The 19,951-nt window shown below is 39.6% G+C and carries 22 protein-coding genes; 17 read left to right on the top strand and 5 right to left on the bottom strand.

Annotated features, from left to right (window positions below):
* Positions 1-34 precede the first annotated feature (34 nt).
* The 9 genes from GN303_RS08730 to GN303_RS08695 all read left to right on the top strand — a co-directional run bounded on the left by GN303_RS08730 (position 35) and on the right by GN303_RS08695 (position 7,706).
* Positions 35-784 carry an electron transfer flavoprotein subunit beta/FixA family protein gene (locus tag GN303_RS08730; protein WP_110439193.1) on the top strand — a complete coding sequence of 250 codons (750 nt, stop codon included), beginning with the start codon at positions 35-37 and terminating at the stop codon, positions 782-784.
* A gap of 2 nt (positions 785-786) precedes the next feature.
* Positions 787-1,734, top strand: a complete 948-nt coding sequence (locus tag GN303_RS08725; RefSeq protein WP_110439192.1) for an electron transfer flavoprotein subunit alpha/FixB family protein — start codon at positions 787-789, stop codon at positions 1,732-1,734.
* A gap of 97 nt (positions 1,735-1,831) precedes the next feature.
* Entirely contained in the window at positions 1,832-1,963 is a 132-nt protein-coding gene (locus GN303_RS08890; protein ID WP_255412377.1) for a hypothetical protein, read from the top strand.
* Between the two features lie 48 nt (positions 1,964-2,011).
* Complete coding sequence (locus GN303_RS08720) at positions 2,012-2,914, top strand: metal ABC transporter solute-binding protein, Zn/Mn family (protein WP_110439191.1); 903 nt, start codon at positions 2,012-2,014, stop codon at positions 2,912-2,914.
* On the top strand, positions 2,914-3,672 hold the full coding sequence (locus tag GN303_RS08715) for a metal ABC transporter ATP-binding protein (RefSeq protein ID WP_110439190.1): 759 nt from the start codon (positions 2,914-2,916) through the stop codon (positions 3,670-3,672). The genes GN303_RS08720 and GN303_RS08715 overlap by 1 nt, the downstream gene beginning before the upstream one ends.
* Before the next feature lie 23 nt (positions 3,673-3,695).
* On the top strand, positions 3,696-4,505 hold the full coding sequence (locus tag GN303_RS08710) for a metal ABC transporter permease (protein ID WP_110439189.1): 810 nt from the start codon (positions 3,696-3,698) through the stop codon (positions 4,503-4,505).
* Positions 4,506-4,595: 90 nt separating this feature from the next.
* Entirely contained in the window at positions 4,596-5,522 is a 927-nt protein-coding gene (rapZ, locus tag GN303_RS08705) for an RNase adapter RapZ (protein WP_110439188.1), read from the top strand.
* Positions 5,523-5,571: 49 nt separating this feature from the next.
* Positions 5,572-7,146 carry a bifunctional phosphoribosylaminoimidazolecarboxamide formyltransferase/IMP cyclohydrolase gene (purH, locus tag GN303_RS08700; RefSeq protein ID WP_110439187.1) on the top strand — a complete coding sequence of 525 codons (1,575 nt, stop codon included), beginning with the start codon at positions 5,572-5,574 and terminating at the stop codon, positions 7,144-7,146.
* Positions 7,147-7,160: 14 nt separating this feature from the next.
* On the top strand, positions 7,161-7,706 hold the full coding sequence (locus GN303_RS08695) for a hypothetical protein (protein WP_110439186.1): 546 nt from the start codon (positions 7,161-7,163) through the stop codon (positions 7,704-7,706).
* 29 nt (positions 7,707-7,735) lie between these two features.
* Here the strand turns inward: GN303_RS08695 and GN303_RS08690 are convergent, their stop codons facing one another.
* Genes GN303_RS08690 through gmk form a run of 4 tightly spaced genes read right to left on the bottom strand, consistent with a single transcriptional unit; the run spans position 7,736 to position 12,602 of the window.
* Positions 7,736-9,196: a replicative DNA helicase gene (locus tag GN303_RS08690; protein ID WP_110439185.1), complete on the bottom strand. Its 1,461-nt coding sequence runs from the start codon at positions 9,194-9,196 to the stop codon at positions 7,736-7,738.
* Between the two features lie 49 nt (positions 9,197-9,245).
* The gene (locus GN303_RS08685; protein WP_110439184.1) at positions 9,246-10,457 is read right to left on the bottom strand and encodes an AGE family epimerase/isomerase; all 1,212 of its coding nucleotides are present in this window, start codon (positions 10,455-10,457) and stop codon (positions 9,246-9,248) included.
* 35 nt (positions 10,458-10,492) lie between these two features.
* A complete protein-coding gene (gene rfaE1 / locus GN303_RS08680) occupies positions 10,493-11,938 on the bottom strand; it encodes a D-glycero-beta-D-manno-heptose-7-phosphate kinase (RefSeq protein ID WP_110439183.1) in 1,446 nt (481 codons plus the stop codon).
* A gap of 7 nt (positions 11,939-11,945) precedes the next feature.
* Positions 11,946-12,602, bottom strand: a complete 657-nt coding sequence (gmk, locus tag GN303_RS08675; RefSeq protein ID WP_110439182.1) for a guanylate kinase — start codon at positions 12,600-12,602, stop codon at positions 11,946-11,948.
* Between the two features lie 67 nt (positions 12,603-12,669).
* Between gmk and GN303_RS08670 the strand changes: the two genes are divergently transcribed.
* On the top strand, positions 12,670-13,470 hold the full coding sequence (locus tag GN303_RS08670) for an SDR family NAD(P)-dependent oxidoreductase (protein ID WP_231504030.1): 801 nt from the start codon (positions 12,670-12,672) through the stop codon (positions 13,468-13,470).
* A gap of 71 nt (positions 13,471-13,541) precedes the next feature.
* On the top strand, positions 13,542-14,903 hold the full coding sequence (locus tag GN303_RS08665) for an MATE family efflux transporter (protein WP_231504029.1): 1,362 nt from the start codon (positions 13,542-13,544) through the stop codon (positions 14,901-14,903).
* Positions 14,904-14,912: 9 nt separating this feature from the next.
* Here GN303_RS08665 and GN303_RS08660 read toward each other — a convergent pair whose 3' ends face one another.
* Positions 14,913-16,406 (bottom strand): peptide MFS transporter, encoded by a 1,494-nt coding sequence (locus GN303_RS08660; protein ID WP_110439180.1) that lies wholly within the window; start codon positions 16,404-16,406, stop codon positions 14,913-14,915.
* Positions 16,407-16,551: 145 nt separating this feature from the next.
* On the opposite strand from GN303_RS08660, the gene GN303_RS08655 reads away from it, so the two are divergent.
* From GN303_RS08655 to atpF, 6 genes are all read left to right on the top strand, one after another.
* Entirely contained in the window at positions 16,552-17,316 is a 765-nt protein-coding gene (locus tag GN303_RS08655; protein ID WP_110439179.1) for a hypothetical protein, read from the top strand.
* A gap of 76 nt (positions 17,317-17,392) precedes the next feature.
* Positions 17,393-17,704 carry an AtpZ/AtpI family protein gene (locus tag GN303_RS08650; protein ID WP_110439178.1) on the top strand — a complete coding sequence of 104 codons (312 nt, stop codon included), beginning with the start codon at positions 17,393-17,395 and terminating at the stop codon, positions 17,702-17,704.
* Between the two features lie 28 nt (positions 17,705-17,732).
* Complete coding sequence (locus GN303_RS08645; protein WP_110439177.1) at positions 17,733-18,500, top strand: F0F1 ATP synthase subunit A; 768 nt, start codon at positions 17,733-17,735, stop codon at positions 18,498-18,500.
* A 45-nt stretch (positions 18,501-18,545) separates the two neighbouring features.
* On the top strand, positions 18,546-18,779 hold the full coding sequence (locus tag GN303_RS08640) for an ATP synthase subunit C family protein (RefSeq protein ID WP_110439176.1): 234 nt from the start codon (positions 18,546-18,548) through the stop codon (positions 18,777-18,779).
* Positions 18,780-18,792: 13 nt separating this feature from the next.
* Complete coding sequence (locus GN303_RS08635; RefSeq protein WP_110439175.1) at positions 18,793-19,404, top strand: F0F1 ATP synthase subunit B family protein; 612 nt, start codon at positions 18,793-18,795, stop codon at positions 19,402-19,404.
* 15 nt (positions 19,405-19,419) lie between these two features.
* Positions 19,420-19,929 (top strand): F0F1 ATP synthase subunit B, encoded by a 510-nt coding sequence (gene atpF / locus GN303_RS08630; protein ID WP_230873476.1) that lies wholly within the window; start codon positions 19,420-19,422, stop codon positions 19,927-19,929.
* The last annotated feature ends 22 nt before the right edge of the window (positions 19,930-19,951 follow it).

Here is a 19,951-nt window from a genome sequence, read left to right as displayed (position 1 = left end):
ATTTAATTATGTGTAATTATAGAGAAAGGTCATTATGAAAGTAATTGTTCCGGTTAAAAGGGTTGTTGATTCCAATATAAAACCGCTGATAAAATCAGATGGATCCGATGTTGAGATTAATGGTGTAAAAATGTCCATGAATCCTTTTGATGAAACAGCTGTTGAGGAGGCTGTTCGTTTAAAGGAGAAAAAAATTGTCTCGGAAATTGTGGTTGTTTCCATAGGAGAAGCGAAATGCCAAGATACATTGCGAACAGCTATGGCAATGGGGGCGGATCGGGGAATTCTGGTGACAACGGATAAGGCTGTGGAGTCTCTGACCGTTGCAAAAATTTTGCAACACTTTGTGGATAGGGAAAAACCCGACCTTGTGTTAATGGGTAAACAGGCCTCTGATGATGATATGAATGCGACAGGGCAGATATTAGCTGCCAAACTTGGATGGGGACAGGGTACTTTTATCAGTAAACTGGAGTTATCTAATGGACACGCAAAAATTGCCAGGGAAGTCGATGATGGACAGGAAATTCTCGAGCTAGCATTGCCAGCAGTCATTACAACCGATTTACGGTTGAATGAACCTCGTTATGCATCATTACCCAATATTATGAAAGCACGTAAAAAGCCTTTGGAAACGGTCGCTTTATGTGAATTGGGAATTGAGGCAAAAAAACATTTGGAAGTTATTTCAGTAAAAGAATCCTCTTCGTCTCGTGAAAGCGTCATTGTTGATTCCGTTGATGCATTACTTGATAAACTTAAAAATGAAGCAAAGGTAATTTAAGAATGACCGTTTTAGTTTTGGCAAGTTATGAAAAAGGTGATCAAATTCGTTCCATTACCCGATCAGCGATTACAGCCGCATCCAAACTAGGGGAAGTTCATGCTCTATTAGCTGGGAAAAACCTAGAAGCAATAACGAAAAAGGCTGTGGCGCTGGCTGGTGTTTCAAAGGTGCTGGTTGCCGATCATGAGGTGTATGCCCATATGTTGGCAGAGCCAACTGCAGATCTGATTGCATCTCTGGCCGATTCTTATGATACGGTTATTGTTCCTGCAAATGCTGAAGGAAAAGATATTTTGCCTCGTGTTGCTGGCTTGTTGGATATGCAGCCTGTATCTGATGTTATCGAAATTATTGATGCCTCCACCTTTGTGAGACCTATTTATGCTGGAAGCATTTTGGCAACGGTTAAGTCTCATGATTCCAAAAAGCTTTTATCTGTTCGTGGAACGGCTTTTGCTCCTGTTGCTGAAGATGGGGGGAGTGCCGAGATTGAGATTCTGGGTAATTTTCCCGGTTCAGAAAAATTATTATCCAAATTCTGTGAACTGCAAATTTCCCAATCGGACAGACCAGAATTGGAATCTGCCCGTGTTGTTATTTCAGGCGGACGGGGTATGCAAAGCGGCGAAAACTTTGTGTTAATTGAAAAGGTGGCGGATCAATTAAATGCCGCCATTGGGGCATCTCGTGCTGCAGTTGATGCCGGATTTATCAATAATGATTGTCAGGTTGGCCAAACAGGGAAAATTGTTGCTCCGGAATTATATATCGCAGTAGCCATTTCTGGTGCCATTCAGCATCTTGCGGGTATGAAAGATAGTAAGATCGTGGTTGCAATTAACAAAGATCCTGATGCTCCAATTTTCAAGGCTTCGGATTATGGTATTGTTGGTGACTTATTTGAAATTCTCCCTCAATTAGAGGAAAAACTTAAAGCATTAAGATAAAAGATATTCAATTGAGGCATGATTTTTTAACAATGTTTCAATTGAATGAATAAGGTTAAGTGGAAATATTAATATTAATAAGGTTAGGATTAGGGCGATGAAATGGGAATTACAGCAACCAAGAGATAAGTATTATGTTCCAGTTATAACCATTAAATGGTTGTTGATTCTTCATCTGGCCCTAATTGTATTGCTTAGTATTATGATTATTGGTGCCTGGGAATTATAGGAATTGGTGAGCAGTTTAATTTTAAGTTGGGGAATGGCATTCTAAATAATGAAAAATGGTGACATAATCAAGGGCAATTTTTTTTTCAGTATTTTATTAAGTATTTTTGCTTTGTTATTTTATGCTTGTCATGATGATGTAAAAGCCAAAGTTGTTCATATTGTTGCTGCTGAAAATATGTACGGGGACATAGCCCAACAAATAGGGGGTGATAACGTCAAGGTTGACGTGATTTTAAATAATCCTGATCAAGATCCGCATCTATTTGAATTGACCCCGCATATCAGCAGAATGACAAGTCAAGCTGATTTAATCATCATGAATGGTTTAGGGTATGATGACTGGATCAATCGGCTAATTTCCCGTGTTGAAATAAAAAACGGAAAGGTTATCTCCATTCAGGATTTGTTAAATCGTTCTGATGGTAGTAATCCACATTTATGGTATGATCTCCAATCAGTCAAGAAATTGGCTGGGTATTTGGAGCAAAAATTATCCCTTCAGGATCCTGAACACAAGAATTCTTTTTTGCATAATCGTGATCATTTTTTGCATGAAATCGACAGTATAGATCGGCGTATTCATAAAATTCGTGTTCAGCATCCTGATTTAAGCGTGGCTGCTACGGAACCTGTTTTTGGGTTGATGGCCAAATATATGGGCTTTAGGGTATTGGAAGAATCCTATCAATGGGTAATTATGAACGGTGGAGAACCGACCCCCCAGCAAACAGCCCAATTTATCCAGGATTTTAAAACTCATAAAATAAAAATCTTGTTTTATAATAATCAGGTCAGTAACGGCGCAACAGAGCGTTTGAAAAAAATGGCGTCAACATATAAAATTCCTGTAATTGGTGTTGAAGAGATTATGCCTGTTTCTCTTTCTTATCAAACATGGATTAACCAGACATTAGATAAAATTGAGGCGGTAACACAGAGCATTCCCTGATGACAATCCTCGCTTGCAATAAGCTGCGTATTCAGTTTGGTAACCGGCTTGTTTTGTCAGATTTAACCTTTAGCATTGATGAGCCCCAGTTTATAGGGGTTTTCGGTCCTAATGGGGCGGGCAAAACAAGTTTTATGAAAACAATTTTAGGTATTTTACCTGTTCAGCAAGGAACCTTAAAAATTTTTGGAAAACATCCAAGACAGGTAAGGAAGGAAATAGCCTATATCCCTCAGTATCAAAATATGGATAGCTTTCATTTGACGGGAAGATCATTCATTGCAAGTTCTGTCCATGGGAATCGTTTGGGTTTACCGTTTCTAGCAAGAAAAGATCATCAGGAAATAGATCGGGTTCTGGATGATGTGGAGGCAAGGGATCTGGCTGATCTATCCTTGATGGAAATGTCGGGTGGCCAAAAACAGAGAATTTTATTGGCACAAGCCCTTTTAGGGGAGCCAAGATTTATTATACTGGACGAACCTTTTAATAACTTGGATCCCAAATGGGTAAAAGTTATTCTAGCCCTGATAAAAAATATACAGCAGGAAAGAAAAATTTCTGTCTTATTGTCAACGCATGATTTAAATCCGTTAATTCATGTTATGAATCAGGTATTATGTATTGGTAATCAATCAGCAATTCTGGGTAAGGTTCAGGATGTCATTACAGCAAAGACTTTAACGAAGCTTTATGGTTTCCCAATACAGGTGATAAAGGCAAATAATACGTGTTTTGTAACAACATCCTTTAATTAAGAAATTCGAAAGTATATTCTTGGATGCTTACCCTTGAATTTATGTATCATGCTTTTGCCGCTGCAGGGATTGTGGCTTTATTGACAGGGTTTATTGGTTATTTTCTTTTATTGAGAAGAGAGGCCTTTGCAGGACATGCATTATCGCATATAGGGTTCGCTGGGGCGACAGGGGCGGGACTGTTGGGAATATCCCCTTTTGCCGGACTGCTTGTTTTCAGTTTATTTGCTGGTGGATTGATCGGTTTTATAGGTCCACAGTTGAGGGATCGTGATATCGCTATTGGCCTGGTTTTGTCAGCATCAATGGGTTTAGGTTTGTTATTTCTCCATTTTTATACCCATTACGCGACACAAGTTACGAGCTTGTTATTCGGCAATATTTTTGCGGTTGATACAGTCATTTTATATGATCTTGTCGGTCTCGCATTATTTTGCCTGGCTGTTATGCTGTTTTTTATGCGACCTTTGTTATTTGCCACCTTGCAACCAGATTTGGCCGAGACAAGAGGAATCTCTTTACGATGGGTTTCGATAGTCTTTCTAATGCTGGTTGCCTGCATAACTGTTGCTTGTGTTCAAGTGACCGGTATTCTTTTGACCTTTTCTTTGATGATTGGACCTGCTGCTGTTGCCAGGCAATGGGGTAAAACAATATGGCGAGCACTTGTGGTTTCGGTTTTCCTGGCTGTATTTGAGGCCTGGAGTGGTATAGTGGCTTCTTGGTATACAGACTTGCCAGTATCTTTTTGGATCAGCTTTTTTAGTTTTGTCATTTATTCAATAAGTTTGTTCTTTTTCAAAAAAAAAATATCATTTCGAAAGTATTTATAAATATCATATTGTATAAAGAGTAAGGATTGCTTAACATAACCCTTTATTGGGTATTTAAAAATTTTTATTTAAAAAGTTGATTTCTTCAGAATGCATGATTTCACGTCAAGTAAGAAATTGGTAATTTTTGTAACGGGATTATCAGGAGCTGGTAAAGCGTCCATTCTTCGGGTTTTTGAGGATCTAGGATATGAACTGGTTGATAATGCGCCTTTACAGCTTATTGCGGATGTTGTTGGGCGTGTTCAGGGGCCCATTGCAATAGGCATTGATTCCAGAACCAACGGGTTTGAGGTGAATGCATTTCTAGAGGTTTTAAATAGTTTAAAGCAGAATTCATCCCTTAAGGTTGAACTAATTTATGCCACGGCAGAGTTGGACGTTTTGTTGCGACGTTATACAGCAACCCGTCGTCGTCATCCAATGGCTGCCAATGGTACGGTTAAGGACGGGATTAATGCTGAAATAGCCTTGATGAATCCATTACGAAATGTTGCTGATCTGGTTATTGATACATCGGATCTTCCCCCTATGGAATTAAGGTTGCTTGTGGAAACAAGGTATAACTTTAATCATCTGGATACTAAAAACCGCTTTACCCTAACCTTGATGTCTTTTGCCTTTCCTGTTGGAATTCCGAGAGAGGCGGACATGGTATTCGATGCACGGTTTTTGCATAATCCTTATTATATATCAGAATTATCAGCACTGACGGGACTGGATGCGTCCATCCAGGATTATGTTAAAAGTGATCCTGATTATGAGAAATTTGTTGATCAGATTTATCAGATGCTAAGTTTGATTTTTCCCCGTTTTGCGATAGAAGGAAAAAAATACGTCACAATTGCGGTAGGATGTTCTGGTGGACGTCATCGTTCAGTTACCGTTATAGAGGACCTTGCGCGTCGTATTGTTAATTCTAAAGATAAAGAAATGCGTTTCCCCGCATTGGTTATCCATCGTGAACTGGCGCGGCAGGGAATTCAGACATGGCGATGGGTTGCCCATCCTCAATAAAAATTATAATAAGTGTAAATTGTTAGAATATTAGGTTTGGAATATTAATATGGATCAACAGATTATTCCTGTTCGTCGGGCTTTGATTTCTGTTTCTGATAAAACAGGTTTAATTGATTTGGCCAAGTTATTGGCTGAAAACAGCGTGGAAATCTTGTCAACAGGTGGGACAGCCAAAGCACTTCGGGATGCCGGAATAAAAGTGGTGGAGGTTTCGGATTTTACAGGATTTCCGGAAATTCTGGATGGTCGAGTTAAAACACTGATGCCTCAAATTCATGGTGGGTTATTGGGACGACGTGATCTGGCCAGTCATCAGGAACAAATGAAACAGCATAATATTTTGCCGATTGATTTGTTGTGTGTCAATTTATACCCTTTTGAGGAAACAGTCGCGTCAGGCGCCGGTAAAGAAGATATTATAGAAAATATTGATATCGGTGGTCCAGCTTTAATCAGGGCTGCATCTAAAAACCATAGTCATGTCGCGGTGTTGACGGATGTTCATCAATATGCTGCTTTTAAAGAAGAGATGAAGCAGAATAGTGGAACAACAATACGGCAGCGGCGAAAATGGGCCCAGGCGGCTTATGCCCGGACCGCTGCATATGATGCTGTGATTGCAAGTTGGTTTGCAGATCAGGCAAAAGATATATTTCCCGAACGCCTAAATTTAAGTGGCCAACGGAAACAGATTTTGCGATACGGGGAAAATCCTCATCAACAGGCTGCTTTTTATACGAATGGTGAACAACGTCCGGGTGTTGCAACAGCCCAACAATTACAGGGTAAAGAGCTTTCCTATAATAATCTTAACGATACAGATGCAGCTTTTGAAGCGGTGGCAGAATTTGATAAACCATCTGTTGTTATTGTCAAACATGCAAACCCTTGTGGTGCAGCAAGCGCATCTTCTTTATCAGAGGCTTGGGATTTGGCTTTACGGTGTGATCCTGTTTCTGCTTTTGGAGGAATTATTGCGGTCAATCGTCCATTAGATAAAGAAACCGCACAAAAAATTATAACTATATTTAGTGAAGTGATTATTGCTCCAAAGGTCAATTCAGATGCATTGGAGATCCTTTCAAAGAAAAAGAATGTAAGGATTTTAGAAACAGGGGCAATGCCTGATCCATTGGCACAAGGTATGACGGTTCGTACTTTGGCGGGTGGGTATCTTTTACAAAATCGTGATAATGGACGACCTTCCGATTTTAAGGTTGTAACTAAACGCAAACCTACTGAAAAGGAAATGGAAGATTTGATTTTTGCCTTTACGATTGGTAAGCATGTTAAATCAAATGCAATTATTTATGTTAAGGATAAAGCGACTGTAGGGATAGGTGCGGGTCAAATGAGTCGTGTCGATTCAGCCAGGATTGCTGCCCACAAAAGTGCGGAAGCAGCTCAAGCAGCCGATTTAGAAAAACCCATGACCCAGGGAAGTGTTGTTGCTTCAGATGCCTTTTTTCCATTTGCAGATGGTTTGCAGGCTGCCGTAGCGGCAGGAGCCACTGCGGTTATTCAGCCAGGTGGTTCAATGCGTGACAATGAGGTGATTGCGGCCGCAGATGAGGCTGGAATTGCAATGGTTTTTACGGGAATGCGCCATTTCCGTCATTAAAAGGTCAAGGGAAAATGAAACGGATAGGTTTGTTCTGTATTTCTTCTTTATTTCTGTTTGTGCAGTTTGTTCATGCAAAAGAATATCGCTTGAAAAGCCAATTTGATCCAGCTTCGGTTCAATGGTCTAAAACAACAGGAAATGCAGCGGTCGCAGGTATGGGTATCTATCGATTATCTGATGGTACGATGAAAAGTTGTGCAGGACAAACCGTCTATTATTATCCCTATTCTGATTATGTAATGGAACAGTTGCAGTTTAGAATGCGAGGTATTACCAATATCAAGAATTTAAATCCACAGTCTGTTCAATACCGTTTTTCCGTAACTTGTGATCAAGAAGGTGATTTTCACATTGCCTATTTGCCGGCAGGAAAATGGATTTTTGTAATGAATATTCCTGTGGTTAAAAATGATGAAGACTATTCTTCTTACAATCAAGAATCAGATTTAAGTGGTGTCGCTGGGGAAGGGAATGGCATTATTTATCGGATTGTAACCCTTACCCCTCAAAAAGTCACGCAGGTTCCCTTGATTCAGGGTGATGTTAACAGCCATTAACATGAATGGTTTTGTTAATTTTTATTGAATTAATAATCGTGAATTTCATCAAGATCGGTAAAGCGTGTAAATTCTCCTTCAAAAAAGAGGTCAATTTTACAGGTTGGGCCGTGACGTTGCTTTTCAAGAATGAGTTCTGCTTTATTATGAACCTTATTCATATCTGCTTGCCATTTTTCCAAGGCAATTTGATATTTATCCTCATTTTCAAATGTGGTTGGTTTTGGCATGCGTTGCTGTAAGTAGTATTCATCACGATAGACAAACATGACGCTATCTGCATCCTGTTCAATTGAGCCAGATTCTCGTAAGTCTGAAAGTTGCGGACGTTTATCTTCTCGGCTTTCGACTTGTCTTGAAAGTTGTGAAAGTGCAATAACGGGAATGTTAAATTCTTTTGCCAGAGCTTTTAATCCTTGGGTAATTTGTGAAATTTCCAAGACCCGACTTTCAGGTTTACTGCCAACGGATGGACGCATCAGTTGTAAATAGTCGACGACAACCAATCGCAACCCTTTTGTTCGAGATAATCTCCGGCAGCGTGTTCGCATGACGGATAGACTGATTGCAGGTGTATCATCAATGTAGAGAGGAAGCTGTGATAATTCTCGGCTGACTTGAACAAAGCGATCAAATTCCTTTTGTCCAATTTCTCCACGACGGATGCGTTCACTTGAAACACGTGATTCCTCGGAAAGTAAACGGGTGGCCAATTGTTCAGAAGACATTTCCAAAGAAAAAATGGCAACAGTTCCTATTTTATGATGATTTGTATCCGATTGAATTTGTGATTCTTGTAAAAGATTACGTGCTGCATTAAAAGCGATTTTAGTTGCCAGGGCAGTTTTTCCCATGGCAGGTCGACCAGCCAGAATAATTAAGTCAGAAGGATGCAATCCCCCAGTTCTTTTGTCCAAATCACGTAATCCAGTGGTGAGTCCGGCGATTCCGCTGCTGTTTGTAAAAGCTTTTTCAGCAATTGTAATGGCTTCTGTTAATGCATTTTCAAAGGTGACGAAACCACCCTCTTGCCCTTTATGCGTGGCAAGCTGGAAAAGCTTTTCTTCCCCCAAAGAAATCTGATCAGTGCCATTTATTTCAGTATTTGATTGAAAAGCTTCGTTGACAATATCCTCGCCAATATCAATTAACTGTCTTCTTATCCAGGCATCATGAATAATTTTACCATAATCCTTGGCATTAATAATTCCCACCATGGATTGTAATAATTGTCCTAGATAAGCTACTCCGCCAACCTGATCCAATTTTCCCGAATGTTCAAATTCAGCTTTCAAAGTAACGGCATCCGCTATTTGACCGGCTTCAATACGCTTTACAATAGCATTGTAGATTTCTTTATTGATGGGATCTGAAAAATGTTCACCAATCAAAAAATCGGCGATTTTATCATAAGCTTTATTGTTGGTCAGTAAAGCACCAAGCAATGCCTGTTCTGCTTGAATATTGGTTGGAGGCAGTCTTTGTGACATTTCCAACAAAGATGATTTACTAGAACTGGATTCTTTATTACTCACGTTTTTATTGTATCACTTTTTGTTGATCAATGGGGTTGTTAATTGTGGGGAAATCTGTGGATAATGTGGATAAGTTGATTGTTTTATGAAGTTGTATATAGGCACTCATAATATGATAAAATGAACTGGTGGGTATTTTATCGTTTCTATAATGATAGTGATCATCTAATTGATCTTGCCATGTGCCTGACGGGCAGTGGGTAAAATAACGATATAATAAGTTATGAAGAATTTGGACAAGATGGCGGCAACTCATTTCATCTTGATTATGAATTGTCGCCCGTAAAGCTTCTGTCTGAACCCATAATCGGGCAGATTTATGGGTTAGCGTCCCGTCTCTTCTTACTTTATCCGCAACGAGTCCGGTTTTTGGATCAATGGCATGTAAACGGTTAAAAAGAAATAGACGGTCAATTTCTTTTTTATAACTGATTCCAGTCAAGCGTTGATATTCGTAAAGCAGCCAAATCCATTCATATTGATGTCCCGGCTCGATACTTTCCCGAGCCATGCAAGGAGCATTAAACCACCCTTCAGTATAATATTCACCTAAAACACCAGCTTGATGATCAAAAAAATGATTTTTAAATAGAGAAATAAGTTTGTGGGCTAAAAGAAGATCTCGTTCATTTTGGGTAACTTCGAACAAGGCCAGCGTTGCTTCCAGAAGATGCATATGCGGGTTTTGTTGACGATATCCGGCAGTCAAGGGGAGAATATTTTTAAAACCACCCTCAGGATAAGCCATAAATTGCAGGATCCATTGTATGGTCTGGCGGGCCTGTTGAATGGGTCTGGGATTATTACTTAATTTTCCATACCAGGCCAGAGAGAAAATGATAAAGGCTAGATCATATAAATCAGAAGCTTTATCAAGAATCTTTCCATTTCGTGTTAGGGATTTTGCCCAATGTCCCTCACCTTGAAGGGCATTTTGCATAAAAATATATATTCTTTCAGCAATTATGTTGCCCTTTGTCCATCCCAAAAGTCCTGCTTGACTAAAGGTATAAAGTTGACGTGCCTGAACACGCATTCGTTTGTATCCAGGAAAATCAGGTTGTCCATCAAGCTTTAGTTGTTCATGAACTCCGTAGAGAAAAGGGTTTTCTGCGGTTCCATCACATCCTATTGTTCCCCAATATGGTAAGGCCTTATCAAATAACCAGGAAGTAAAGAGGATATAATATCGGGTTATATTTTGGGAGATAGGCATAATACTTGACTTTTTAGACTCAAATTAACATTGATTTATAAATGTTTTATTTTATCAATAATATTGGTGGTTGAAAAACCTTTCTGCAATTCTGTCAAAATAACTTTGCCGTTATATTGTTCAACGATATCCTGTCCAACAACTTCTTTTCCAATATAATCTGCCCCTTTGATTAGAATATCAGGTTTTATATGTTGAATAAGATTAAGGGGGGTATCGTCGTCAAAGGCAACAACGGCATCGACATACCGTATGGCAGAAATGAGTCTGGCGCGTTCTTTTAACGGATTAATAGGTCTTTTGGGTCCTTTTAAACGTTGAATACTTGTATCCGAATTCAGTGCAACGATAAGCCGGTCACATTGTGTGCGTGCTGATTGCAAAAGCGATATATGACCTGTATGGAGGATGTCAAAACATCCATTGGTAAAACCAATAGTAAGCCTCTGTTTTTTCCATTTATTGACTTGAAGGGTCAAATCATTCAGTGAAATCAGTTCAGGTGTAACAAGAGGAAAAGTCTCTTCTGAGGATTGTGCTTTCAGTTCATTTTGAACTTCTGCAATGGTGGCGGTGGAGGTTCCCGCTTTTCCGATTACGACACCAGCAGCTGCATTTGCAATATGCATTGATTCCCTTATGCATAATCCCGAGGCGACCCCCAATGCCAAGGTTGCAATAACTGTGTCGCCCGCGCCAGAAACATCAAATACCTCCCTAGCTCGGGAGGGTATATGTTGGGTGTTTCTGTTTTTTTCAACTAATGTCATTCCCTTTTCTGATCGCGTGATCAGAATGGCTTGTCCCTGGGTGATATCTAAGAGTTCCTGTCCTGCCTTTTCAAAATCGGTATCAGTTTTCAGGGACATCTGCACGGCCTGGCTTGCTTCAGCAATATTGGGTGTTATACAGGTTGCATGTCTATAAAGGGAAAAATCCCTGGATTTAGGATCAACAAATACAGGCAGGCTGTAATGCTTGGCCCTTTGTGTGATAAACTGAATGATCTCAGGGTGACAGACCCCCTTTCCGTAATCAGATATGATAACAGCCTGCACAGATGGAATATTTTTTTCAATATTTTCAATCAATAGGGTGATTTCTTCGGAATGAAGGGGAATAAGACTTTCTTCATCTGCACGAATGATTTGTTGATTTGCAGCGATAAAGCGCGATTTACAGATAGTTGGGCGATAGGGAGAGGAAATAATGGAATCTTCGGGAATATATTTCGAACGCATTATTTTTTTTATTTTCAATGCATATTCATCATTTCCGACTAATCCAACCAGAACAGCCTTACCATTTAGGGATAAAATATTATTGGCAACATTTCCAACACCGCCCAGCATTTCTTTTTGGCTGTTTAAATGAAGAACAGGTACTGGTGCCTCGGGTGAAATACGCTGGACATTTCCGTAAATAAAGCGGTCCAGCATAATATCGCCTATGCACAGGATGGTTAAGGCTGAAAAATCCATTTTAGTATTATCGCTCATGTTGAAAATTTTGAATGAAAGGGTCTAAAAATAATTGTCTGTCTGTTTTTAATCGTTCGCTGGCTAAAATAGATTCAATTTCTTCAATAGCCTTGTTTAATTGATGATTAATAATAACATAATCGAATTCATTCCAATGGGATATTTCATCCATTGCCTTGTTCATTCTATTGTTAATTTCGTCAATATGGTCTGACCCTCTCAGTTGAAGGCGATTTTTTAGTTCATTAAGTGAGGGGGGCAAGATAAAGATACCTACAACATCATGGGGTAAAGCCTTACGAATCTGTTGATGTCCTTGCCAATCTATGTCAAAGATAAGGTCTTTGCCTTCCGACAATAGTTTTTCAACCGGAGCCCTGGGTGTGCCATAACCTCGACCAAAGACGGTTGCCCATTCCAGTAACTCATCATTTTCTGCTTGTTTTTCAAATTCTTCTTGACTGATAAAATGATAATGAACACCGTGTTCCTCACCGGGTCGAGGGTCACGGGTTGTTACTGAGATCGAAGGAAACAAATTGGGTTGAGTCGCCCGGAGAGCATTGGCAATTGTTGATTTTCCAGCACCAGAAGGAGCGGAAAGAACAAAACAGATTCCTCTTTTTCTTGGAGTTGATATTGATTTGGCTTTAGATTCAGACATACCTTGATATTCCTTGATAAGCAGTAATTATTCAAGCTTATAACAGAAAAGTAAACAATATATGTATATGAAATTACGATCAGTTCTAATCACGGGGGCATCATCAGGTATTGGGTATGCCTTGGCTATTCGGCTTGCCAAACCGAGGGTCACATTGCATTTATCAGGCCGGCGTTCGGATGCTTTGGCAGGATTGGCTGAAAAATGTTGTCAACTGGGTGCCAATGTTCATACGAAAATTATTGATGTCTGCAATCATCAGGAAATGGATGAATGGATTAAATCTGCTGGACAGCTTGATCTTGTATTGGCTTGTGCAGGAATTTCTTTCGTTCCCCATGTTGAGACCCATGCGCATGTTATTCCAGAACCAATTGCACAGTGCTATAAAATCATGCAGACCAATATGAATGGTGTCCTCAATACAGTTCTTCCCGCAATTGAGGTGATGCAAAGACAGGAATGCAATTCAGAACATATACGAGGAAGAATAGCTGCTATTGCCTCAATTGCAAGCTTTTTCACTTCGGCCTGGGCTCCATCTTATTGTGCGTCAAAAGCGGCTGTGGATCGGTTTATGGTGGCGAGTGGTATGGGTTGGTGGAAAAAATGCAGAATTCAGTTAACGAGTGTTTGTTGTGGTTTTGTTGAAACACCGATGACACAAAAAAACAAATTTTATATGCCAGGGAAAATATCGGCGGATAAGGCGGCACAATTGATATTGGAAGGGATAGAAGGGCGAAAAAGGCGTGTTATTTTTCCAGTTTGGCTTGCCATTATCGCAAGAATCCTTGATTTGTTTCCTGTTTCTTTTTTGGAAAAAATCTATTTGCCTTATCTTCAGGAACAGGATCGTCATAAATAAAAGATTTATGAATCAATGATCTGTGTGTAAAAGTTTCTATTATTTCTTTAAAATTAAGACCGTGATTTATTATGATAATTTCTGCCAAAGATCCATCAATACATAAACCCCGTTTTTGTGAAGGGTCTATTATGCGGCATGTGATCGTTATGGCCGGAACCGGAACAATTGGGTTAATGGCTGTTTTTCTGGTTGATTTTCTGAATCTTTTTTATATTTCCAGATTGGGGGATACACGTTACACGGCAGCTATTGGTTTTGCCAATGTAATTAACTTTTTGCAGGTGGCGATCTGTATTGGTATGTCTATTGGAATCACGGTCGTGACTGCACGGCTGATTGGGGCCAAAAAACATGATTTGGCAGGTCAGATTATAAATTCGTTTTTATTATTGATGACGGTAATTATGATTGTAATTGGTATTGCGATCATGGTTTTCCGATATCCAATTTTATCTTTGTTAGGGGCACAGGATTTAGTGCTTGAACAAGCCGGTCAGTTTATAGCTATTACTTCCCCTTTTTTATGTTTTATAGGGTTGGGAATGGCATTGTCTGGATTGTTAAGGGCGGTGGGTGATGCAAAAGGATCCATGTATATCACAATTGCAGGAGCCCTGGTTACGGCGGTTTTGGATCCTTTGTTCATTTTATATTTTGGTTGGGGATTGGAAGGAGCGGCAGTAAGTACCGTTTTTTCACGAGCGGCTGTTGCCGTTTTTGGTTTTTATAGTTTGAGGAAGTATCAATTAATTCATAAGCCAGTTTGGAAAAAGATCTTTTCTGATTCTTATCCTGTTTTTGTAATTGCATTTCCTGCGATTTTAACCAATCTAGCGACACCAGCAGGAAACACTTTTGTTATCAAAACAATGGCATCTTTTGGAAGCGATGCAATTGCGGGACAAACCGCGATTGATCGTATCGTTCCTGTAGCATTTGCGTTTGTATTTGCTTTGACAGGTTCGGTGGGGCCGATTATTTCGCAAAACTTCGGTGCCGGGTTTAGGGATCGGATGTGTGAAACTTTGATGGTCTCGCTAAAATTGGTATGTTTATGTGTTTTATGTGCATGGATCCTTTTTTTTGTCGGAGAGGAATGGATCGTCAAAATGTTTGCGTTAAAGGCGGCAGGTATTGAACTGATGCGGTTATTTTGTCACTGGGTTATTTTAAGCAATTTATTTTTGGGGATGTTATTTGTTTCCAATACGGCTTTTAACAATTTGGGATATCCCTTATTGTCGACCCTGTTTAATTGGGGTAGAGCCACGTTGGGGACAATTCCCTTTGTCTGGTTTGGTGCAACCTATGGCCCGAAAGGAATATTGGTTGGTCAGGCAATTGGGGTTATGCCTTTTGGATTTTTTGCGGTTTTATGCGCTTTTTATGTCTTGCGTAATATTAAAATAAACATGGTTTCGTATCAATGAAATCTCATTTCATATTTGATTGGTTTTAAAATTACGATCCCATTTTTGAATAAGGGGATATAAAACAACCAGCAAAATCAAGACAATAATGGCAGCGATAAAAAGATTTAAAAATAAATTTTGATATAATTGAAGTGTAAGATGATCAGTTGCTGTATTGATATTTTTTGAGGCTGCAAGATTTGCGATTTTACTGCCTATGTAAAGGGAGATACCTGAAGCCATGAAATAAGATCCGGTCATAAACCCATTCATGGATGCCGGGACATAGCGGGCAATGACTGCCAAACCGAGACCACTGGTTAAAAGTTCTCCCAGAGAAAGGAAAAAATAACCATATATCATAACCCAGGAGGATAATTGTGGAGTTGTGCTTCTAAAACAGGCAAACCACCAAATACCAAAGGCGAAGGCGACAAAACTGAAACCGGTAATGAATTTTGTGGCAATGGAAATATCATATGATTGCCTGTTTATATAGTCATATAGTTTTGCCAGAATGGGGCTGAGAAGGATAATCGCAATGGGATTGAGCGCCTGAAACTGTCCCGAAGACCAATTGAAAAGATGATATGATCCGATATAAAAAGCGGGATTTATATTCCGTTGCGCGAACAAGGTCAAAGATGTTGACATTTGTTGATAGAAAATAAAGTAAAGCATTCCTTCCAGAGTTAGGATATACATTATTTTTAGACCATAACGATTTGATGAATCAATCCTGTAATACATGATAATCCATAAAAGAAAGATCAGTATAGCCGCAGCCCACATACATGCAGCAATCAAGGTTGCCGATTGAATCAGAAAGGTCATTCCGGAAATAAAGGTGACAATCCCTAGAAAAATCAGACCTTGAACCGGCCAGGATAATGGATCCTGATCTTTTTTGGGCAAATAGGGATTTAATCTTTTATGTGTGGCAAAATAATTGAGAATGCCAAGGACAAGTCCTATGAAACAAGTGATAAAGGCAGCGGACCATCCATAATAGTCTTTAAGAATTGGACAGAGAAGCATGGAAACGGTCGAGCCAACATTGACTGCCATATAATAAAGGGTAAAGGCAATGTCCAGTTGATCATCGTTTTGATCATAAATGCGTCGAACCAGCGTTGCCGCATTGGGTTTAAAAAGACCGTTTCCTGTACTGATGACAGCCATGGTAAGATATAGAATGGCTGTATCATGGGTTGCCTCTGCCAATAAAAGATAGCCCATTGCAAGAATTATGCTGCCATAAAGCATCGCTCTTCTGTTTCCAATGATTTTATCGCCAATCCATCCCCCAAGTACTGGTGCGGCATAAGTCATCGCTGAAAATGCACCGATTAGAAGATTGGCATTCTGATCATTGAAATGCATTCTGTTAATGAGGAACAGCACTAAAATGCTTTGCATACCGTAATAGCCAAAGCGCTCCCATAATTCGATGAAAAGGACAACGGAGAAAGCTCTATTTTTCTCCCTGAAAGGATGGATGGTTACAGAAGAGGTATGCACATGTGTCTCGGTCTAAAAAAGGATATCATTATAAAAAAATTGATTGTTTCTCATTTTGAAGTAAACAGTATATAATTACAGAAAACCATAAATATGTGTATATTCGTATTAAATTTATTAGATTTATTTAGGTTTGTGGTCGTTTATGAAAAACAATCAATGGAAATTAGCCGGCTGTTTTTTGGTAAGTTCTGTCTTTGTTAATGCCAATCTGTCAGAAAGCCAGGCCAGGCCAGAAAATGGAAATATACATCATATGCGGAAGGTTGATCCGGTTCAGAAAAATAATCGGGTTGCAAAAACTGTTCTGGATTTTTCAGTATTGCCTGTTGTTAAGGGAAATGTTGCACAATATCTTCCTACCCCTTATGGCAATTTGGGTGGATTGTTATTGACGGATGGAACGCAAATCATGTTTTCCACAATGTTTGGGGAAATTGTGAAATCCTTTGTTCATCCGGGTCAGGACGTGGTGATTCGTGGGTTGAAAGCTTATTCATTACCTTTTGTCCAGGCTTTTGAGATTATCAATCAACGTGGAGAACAGATTGAGGAGGATAGTCCCGAGGCAAACTTTTCACCTGTACCTATTACTGGACCAGATTTGTCTGTAAATGGTACAATCAAGCAAGTTTTGTATAATTTGCAAGGTGATAAAATGGGTGTTGTTTTAAAGGATGGAACAGTTATTTATATTCGCTCTTCCGATATTAAAAAACTTGATTTTATTTTGAGTGTAGGTCAGAAAATTTATGTTAGCGGGATGGGAAATGTCAATTCTCTGGGTAAAGCGTTACAGGCAAGGATAATCGGTAAGACGGAAAATACCATGGTAGAATTGTCGCAATTTAATGTTCCACCAGCTGGTGCCCCTGCAGGAAGTCCATCGTATGATTATATTCCGCAGTAATTTTCTTTGAAATTGATTTTTGAAGAAGTGTTTGGATCAGTTATTGATCTCAGTTTGGAGGTTTGAAGCTATAACAATGAATCAGGAAAAGAATCAGTTTGATGCCTTTGATCAGAAATTGAATAGTTTTGAAGATCGATTAAATCCACGCTCTTCAAAAAAACGAGAAAAAAAAACAGAATATGGTGCTAATCCTTGGTTTTTTGCCTGTCGTGCTGGTGTAGAAGTAGTATCTGCCTTTATTGTCGGTCTTGTAATAGGATATGGATTGGATTATTGGTTATCAACAAAACCAGTTTTTATTCTTATATTTTCAGTTTTAGGAATGATTGCGGGCATTTTTAATATCTGGCATCTTGTTAAACCTAATGATATAAGGTTAAAATAAATGCTATTTTTGGTAAGATTCGGTTTATATTGGGAGAAAATTAGTGGCCGGTCATAATATAGACGCGCTCGGTCAATTTGAGTTGCATCCAGTTTTTGGAACCTTGGGTGAAACAATCCGTTTCAGCCAGTCAGAATTAATGATGGTGATTGCAGCAGTAATTGTCCCGGTCGCTATTTATTTTGGCATGCGTCGTAAGGCAGTGGTTCCCGGTCGTTATCAGGCGGCAACAGAGATACTATATGAATTTGTATATAGTATGGCTGTGGGAACCATGGGTGAAAAGGGCAAAGGGTTTTTCCCATTTATATTCGCATTGTTTTTCTTCATCCTGACGGGGAATTATCTTGGGCTTTTGCCTTTTTCTTTCGCTTTTACCAGTCATATCGTTGTAACGGTAAGCTTGGCCTTGATGGTATTTGTCTTGGCAATCATTGTTTCCCTCAAAAATCAGGGACTGAAATTTTTTGCCCATTTCATGCCTGCTGGAGCGCCAATTTTAATGGCCCCGTTATTGGTGCCCATTGAAATCCTGTCCTATTTGTCGAGACCTGTCAGCCTGTCTATTCGTTTGTTTGCGAATATGGTTGCTGGTCACGTCATGTTGGAAATGTTTGCTGCTTTCACGATTATGTTGGCTGCTGGATTGGGATTGGCTGTTGGCGGTTTTTTAGGTATATTTCCTATTTTACTCAATATAGCCTTATTTGCCCTTGAACTATTGGTTGGTGCATTGCAAGCTTATGTATTTACAATCCTTACCTGTATGTATTTACAAGAAGCCGTTCATCATTAACTTTGGGTTTCGTTTACTTTATTTTTAATAACAAGGAAAAAACAAATGGATCATTCGCTTCTTTTGGCTGCAAAACAGATTGGTGCCGGCCTCGCTGTTATCGCTCTTTCCGGTGTTGGTATTGGTATTGGTAATATTTTTGCAACTCTGGTAAGCAGTATTGCTCGCAATCCAGCTTCCCGTTCCCATGTATTTGGTTTGGGAATGTTGGGTTTTGCTCTCACAGAAGCTGTTGCCCTTTACGCACTCCTAATCGCCTTTCTTATTCTGTTCATGTAAAGGGTTCTTTTATATGAGACGCTTTTCAGTCTTTTTTACCCGTCTGGCGGCGTCTCTCGTGGCGGGTGGATGTGCAAGCCTGTTGCTGGCACCTGTTTTTGCTACGAATGCCAGAGCTGCTGGCATGCCCCAGATGGACTTTAAAAACCCATTGGTAATGGGTCAATTTTTTTGGGTATTGATTATTTTCTTTTGTTTATTTCTGGTGGTGAAATATTTTTCAATTCCTCAGGTTGAAAATGTCATTTCCCATCGTCGTTCAAAAATTGATCAAGACTTGAATTCCGCACGTCAGGCTAAGGCACAGGCTGATAAAGCTGTCGCTGCATTAAATAAAACACGTCATGATGCCGCCTTGGAAGCGCAAAGACATGTTGATGCTATTTTACAGGAAACCAAAGCAGATTCTGCAAAAAAAATGCAGGAATTGCAAGGTAAGCTTGATCAGGAAATGAAGAATACTGAAAAACGCATCATTGAAGCTCGAAATAAAGCCCTGACCCAGGTTGATCAAATGTCAAAAGAGGTTGCGTATCTTTTGGTGAAGAAAATGCTGAATGAAGAGATAGATAGCGGCGTTATTGATCAAAAGATCAGACAATTTGTCCCTTCGTCTTCACATTAAACAAGCAGAGAGAGTATGATGCTTTTTTTACAAGAACCACGTTTTTGGGCTGCTATTGCATTTATTTTATTCTTTGTCCTGTTTGGTAAAAAGATTTGGCGTCCCTTGGCTGCAATGATGGATAAACGGTCTGCACAGATACAGGCGGCACTGGAAGAGGCCAGCCGTTTGCGTCGGGAAGCTGAAGAAATATATACGAATGCCAGAAAAGAGCATGAGGCTGCCAAAGAAGAGGCAGAGAGAATGTTGCAAAATTCCAAAGAAATTGCAGCCCGTATTGCTGCCAAAGCAAAAAAGGATGCAGAATTTGCGGCTGAACGTCATGAACAGCTTATTCGCCAAAGAATGGCCGCTTCTGAACAAGAAGCCATTTCAGTTGTTCGTAAAGAGGCCGCTGAAATTGCTGTAAAAGCTGCAAGAGAAGTAATTGCATCTGTTATGACTGAGGAAAAAGATAAGTCCTTAATTGATCATGCAATTGCTGAAGTTCCCAAGATGTTGGCCAAAGATCAATATAATGCCTAATTTTATTCGTCTCGTTCATGCA

The sequence above is a fragment of the Commensalibacter melissae genome, from assembly GCF_009734185.1.
Classification (GTDB): domain Bacteria; phylum Pseudomonadota; class Alphaproteobacteria; order Acetobacterales; family Acetobacteraceae; genus Commensalibacter; species Commensalibacter melissae.
This window is presented reverse-complemented; position numbering and strand designations above follow the sequence as displayed.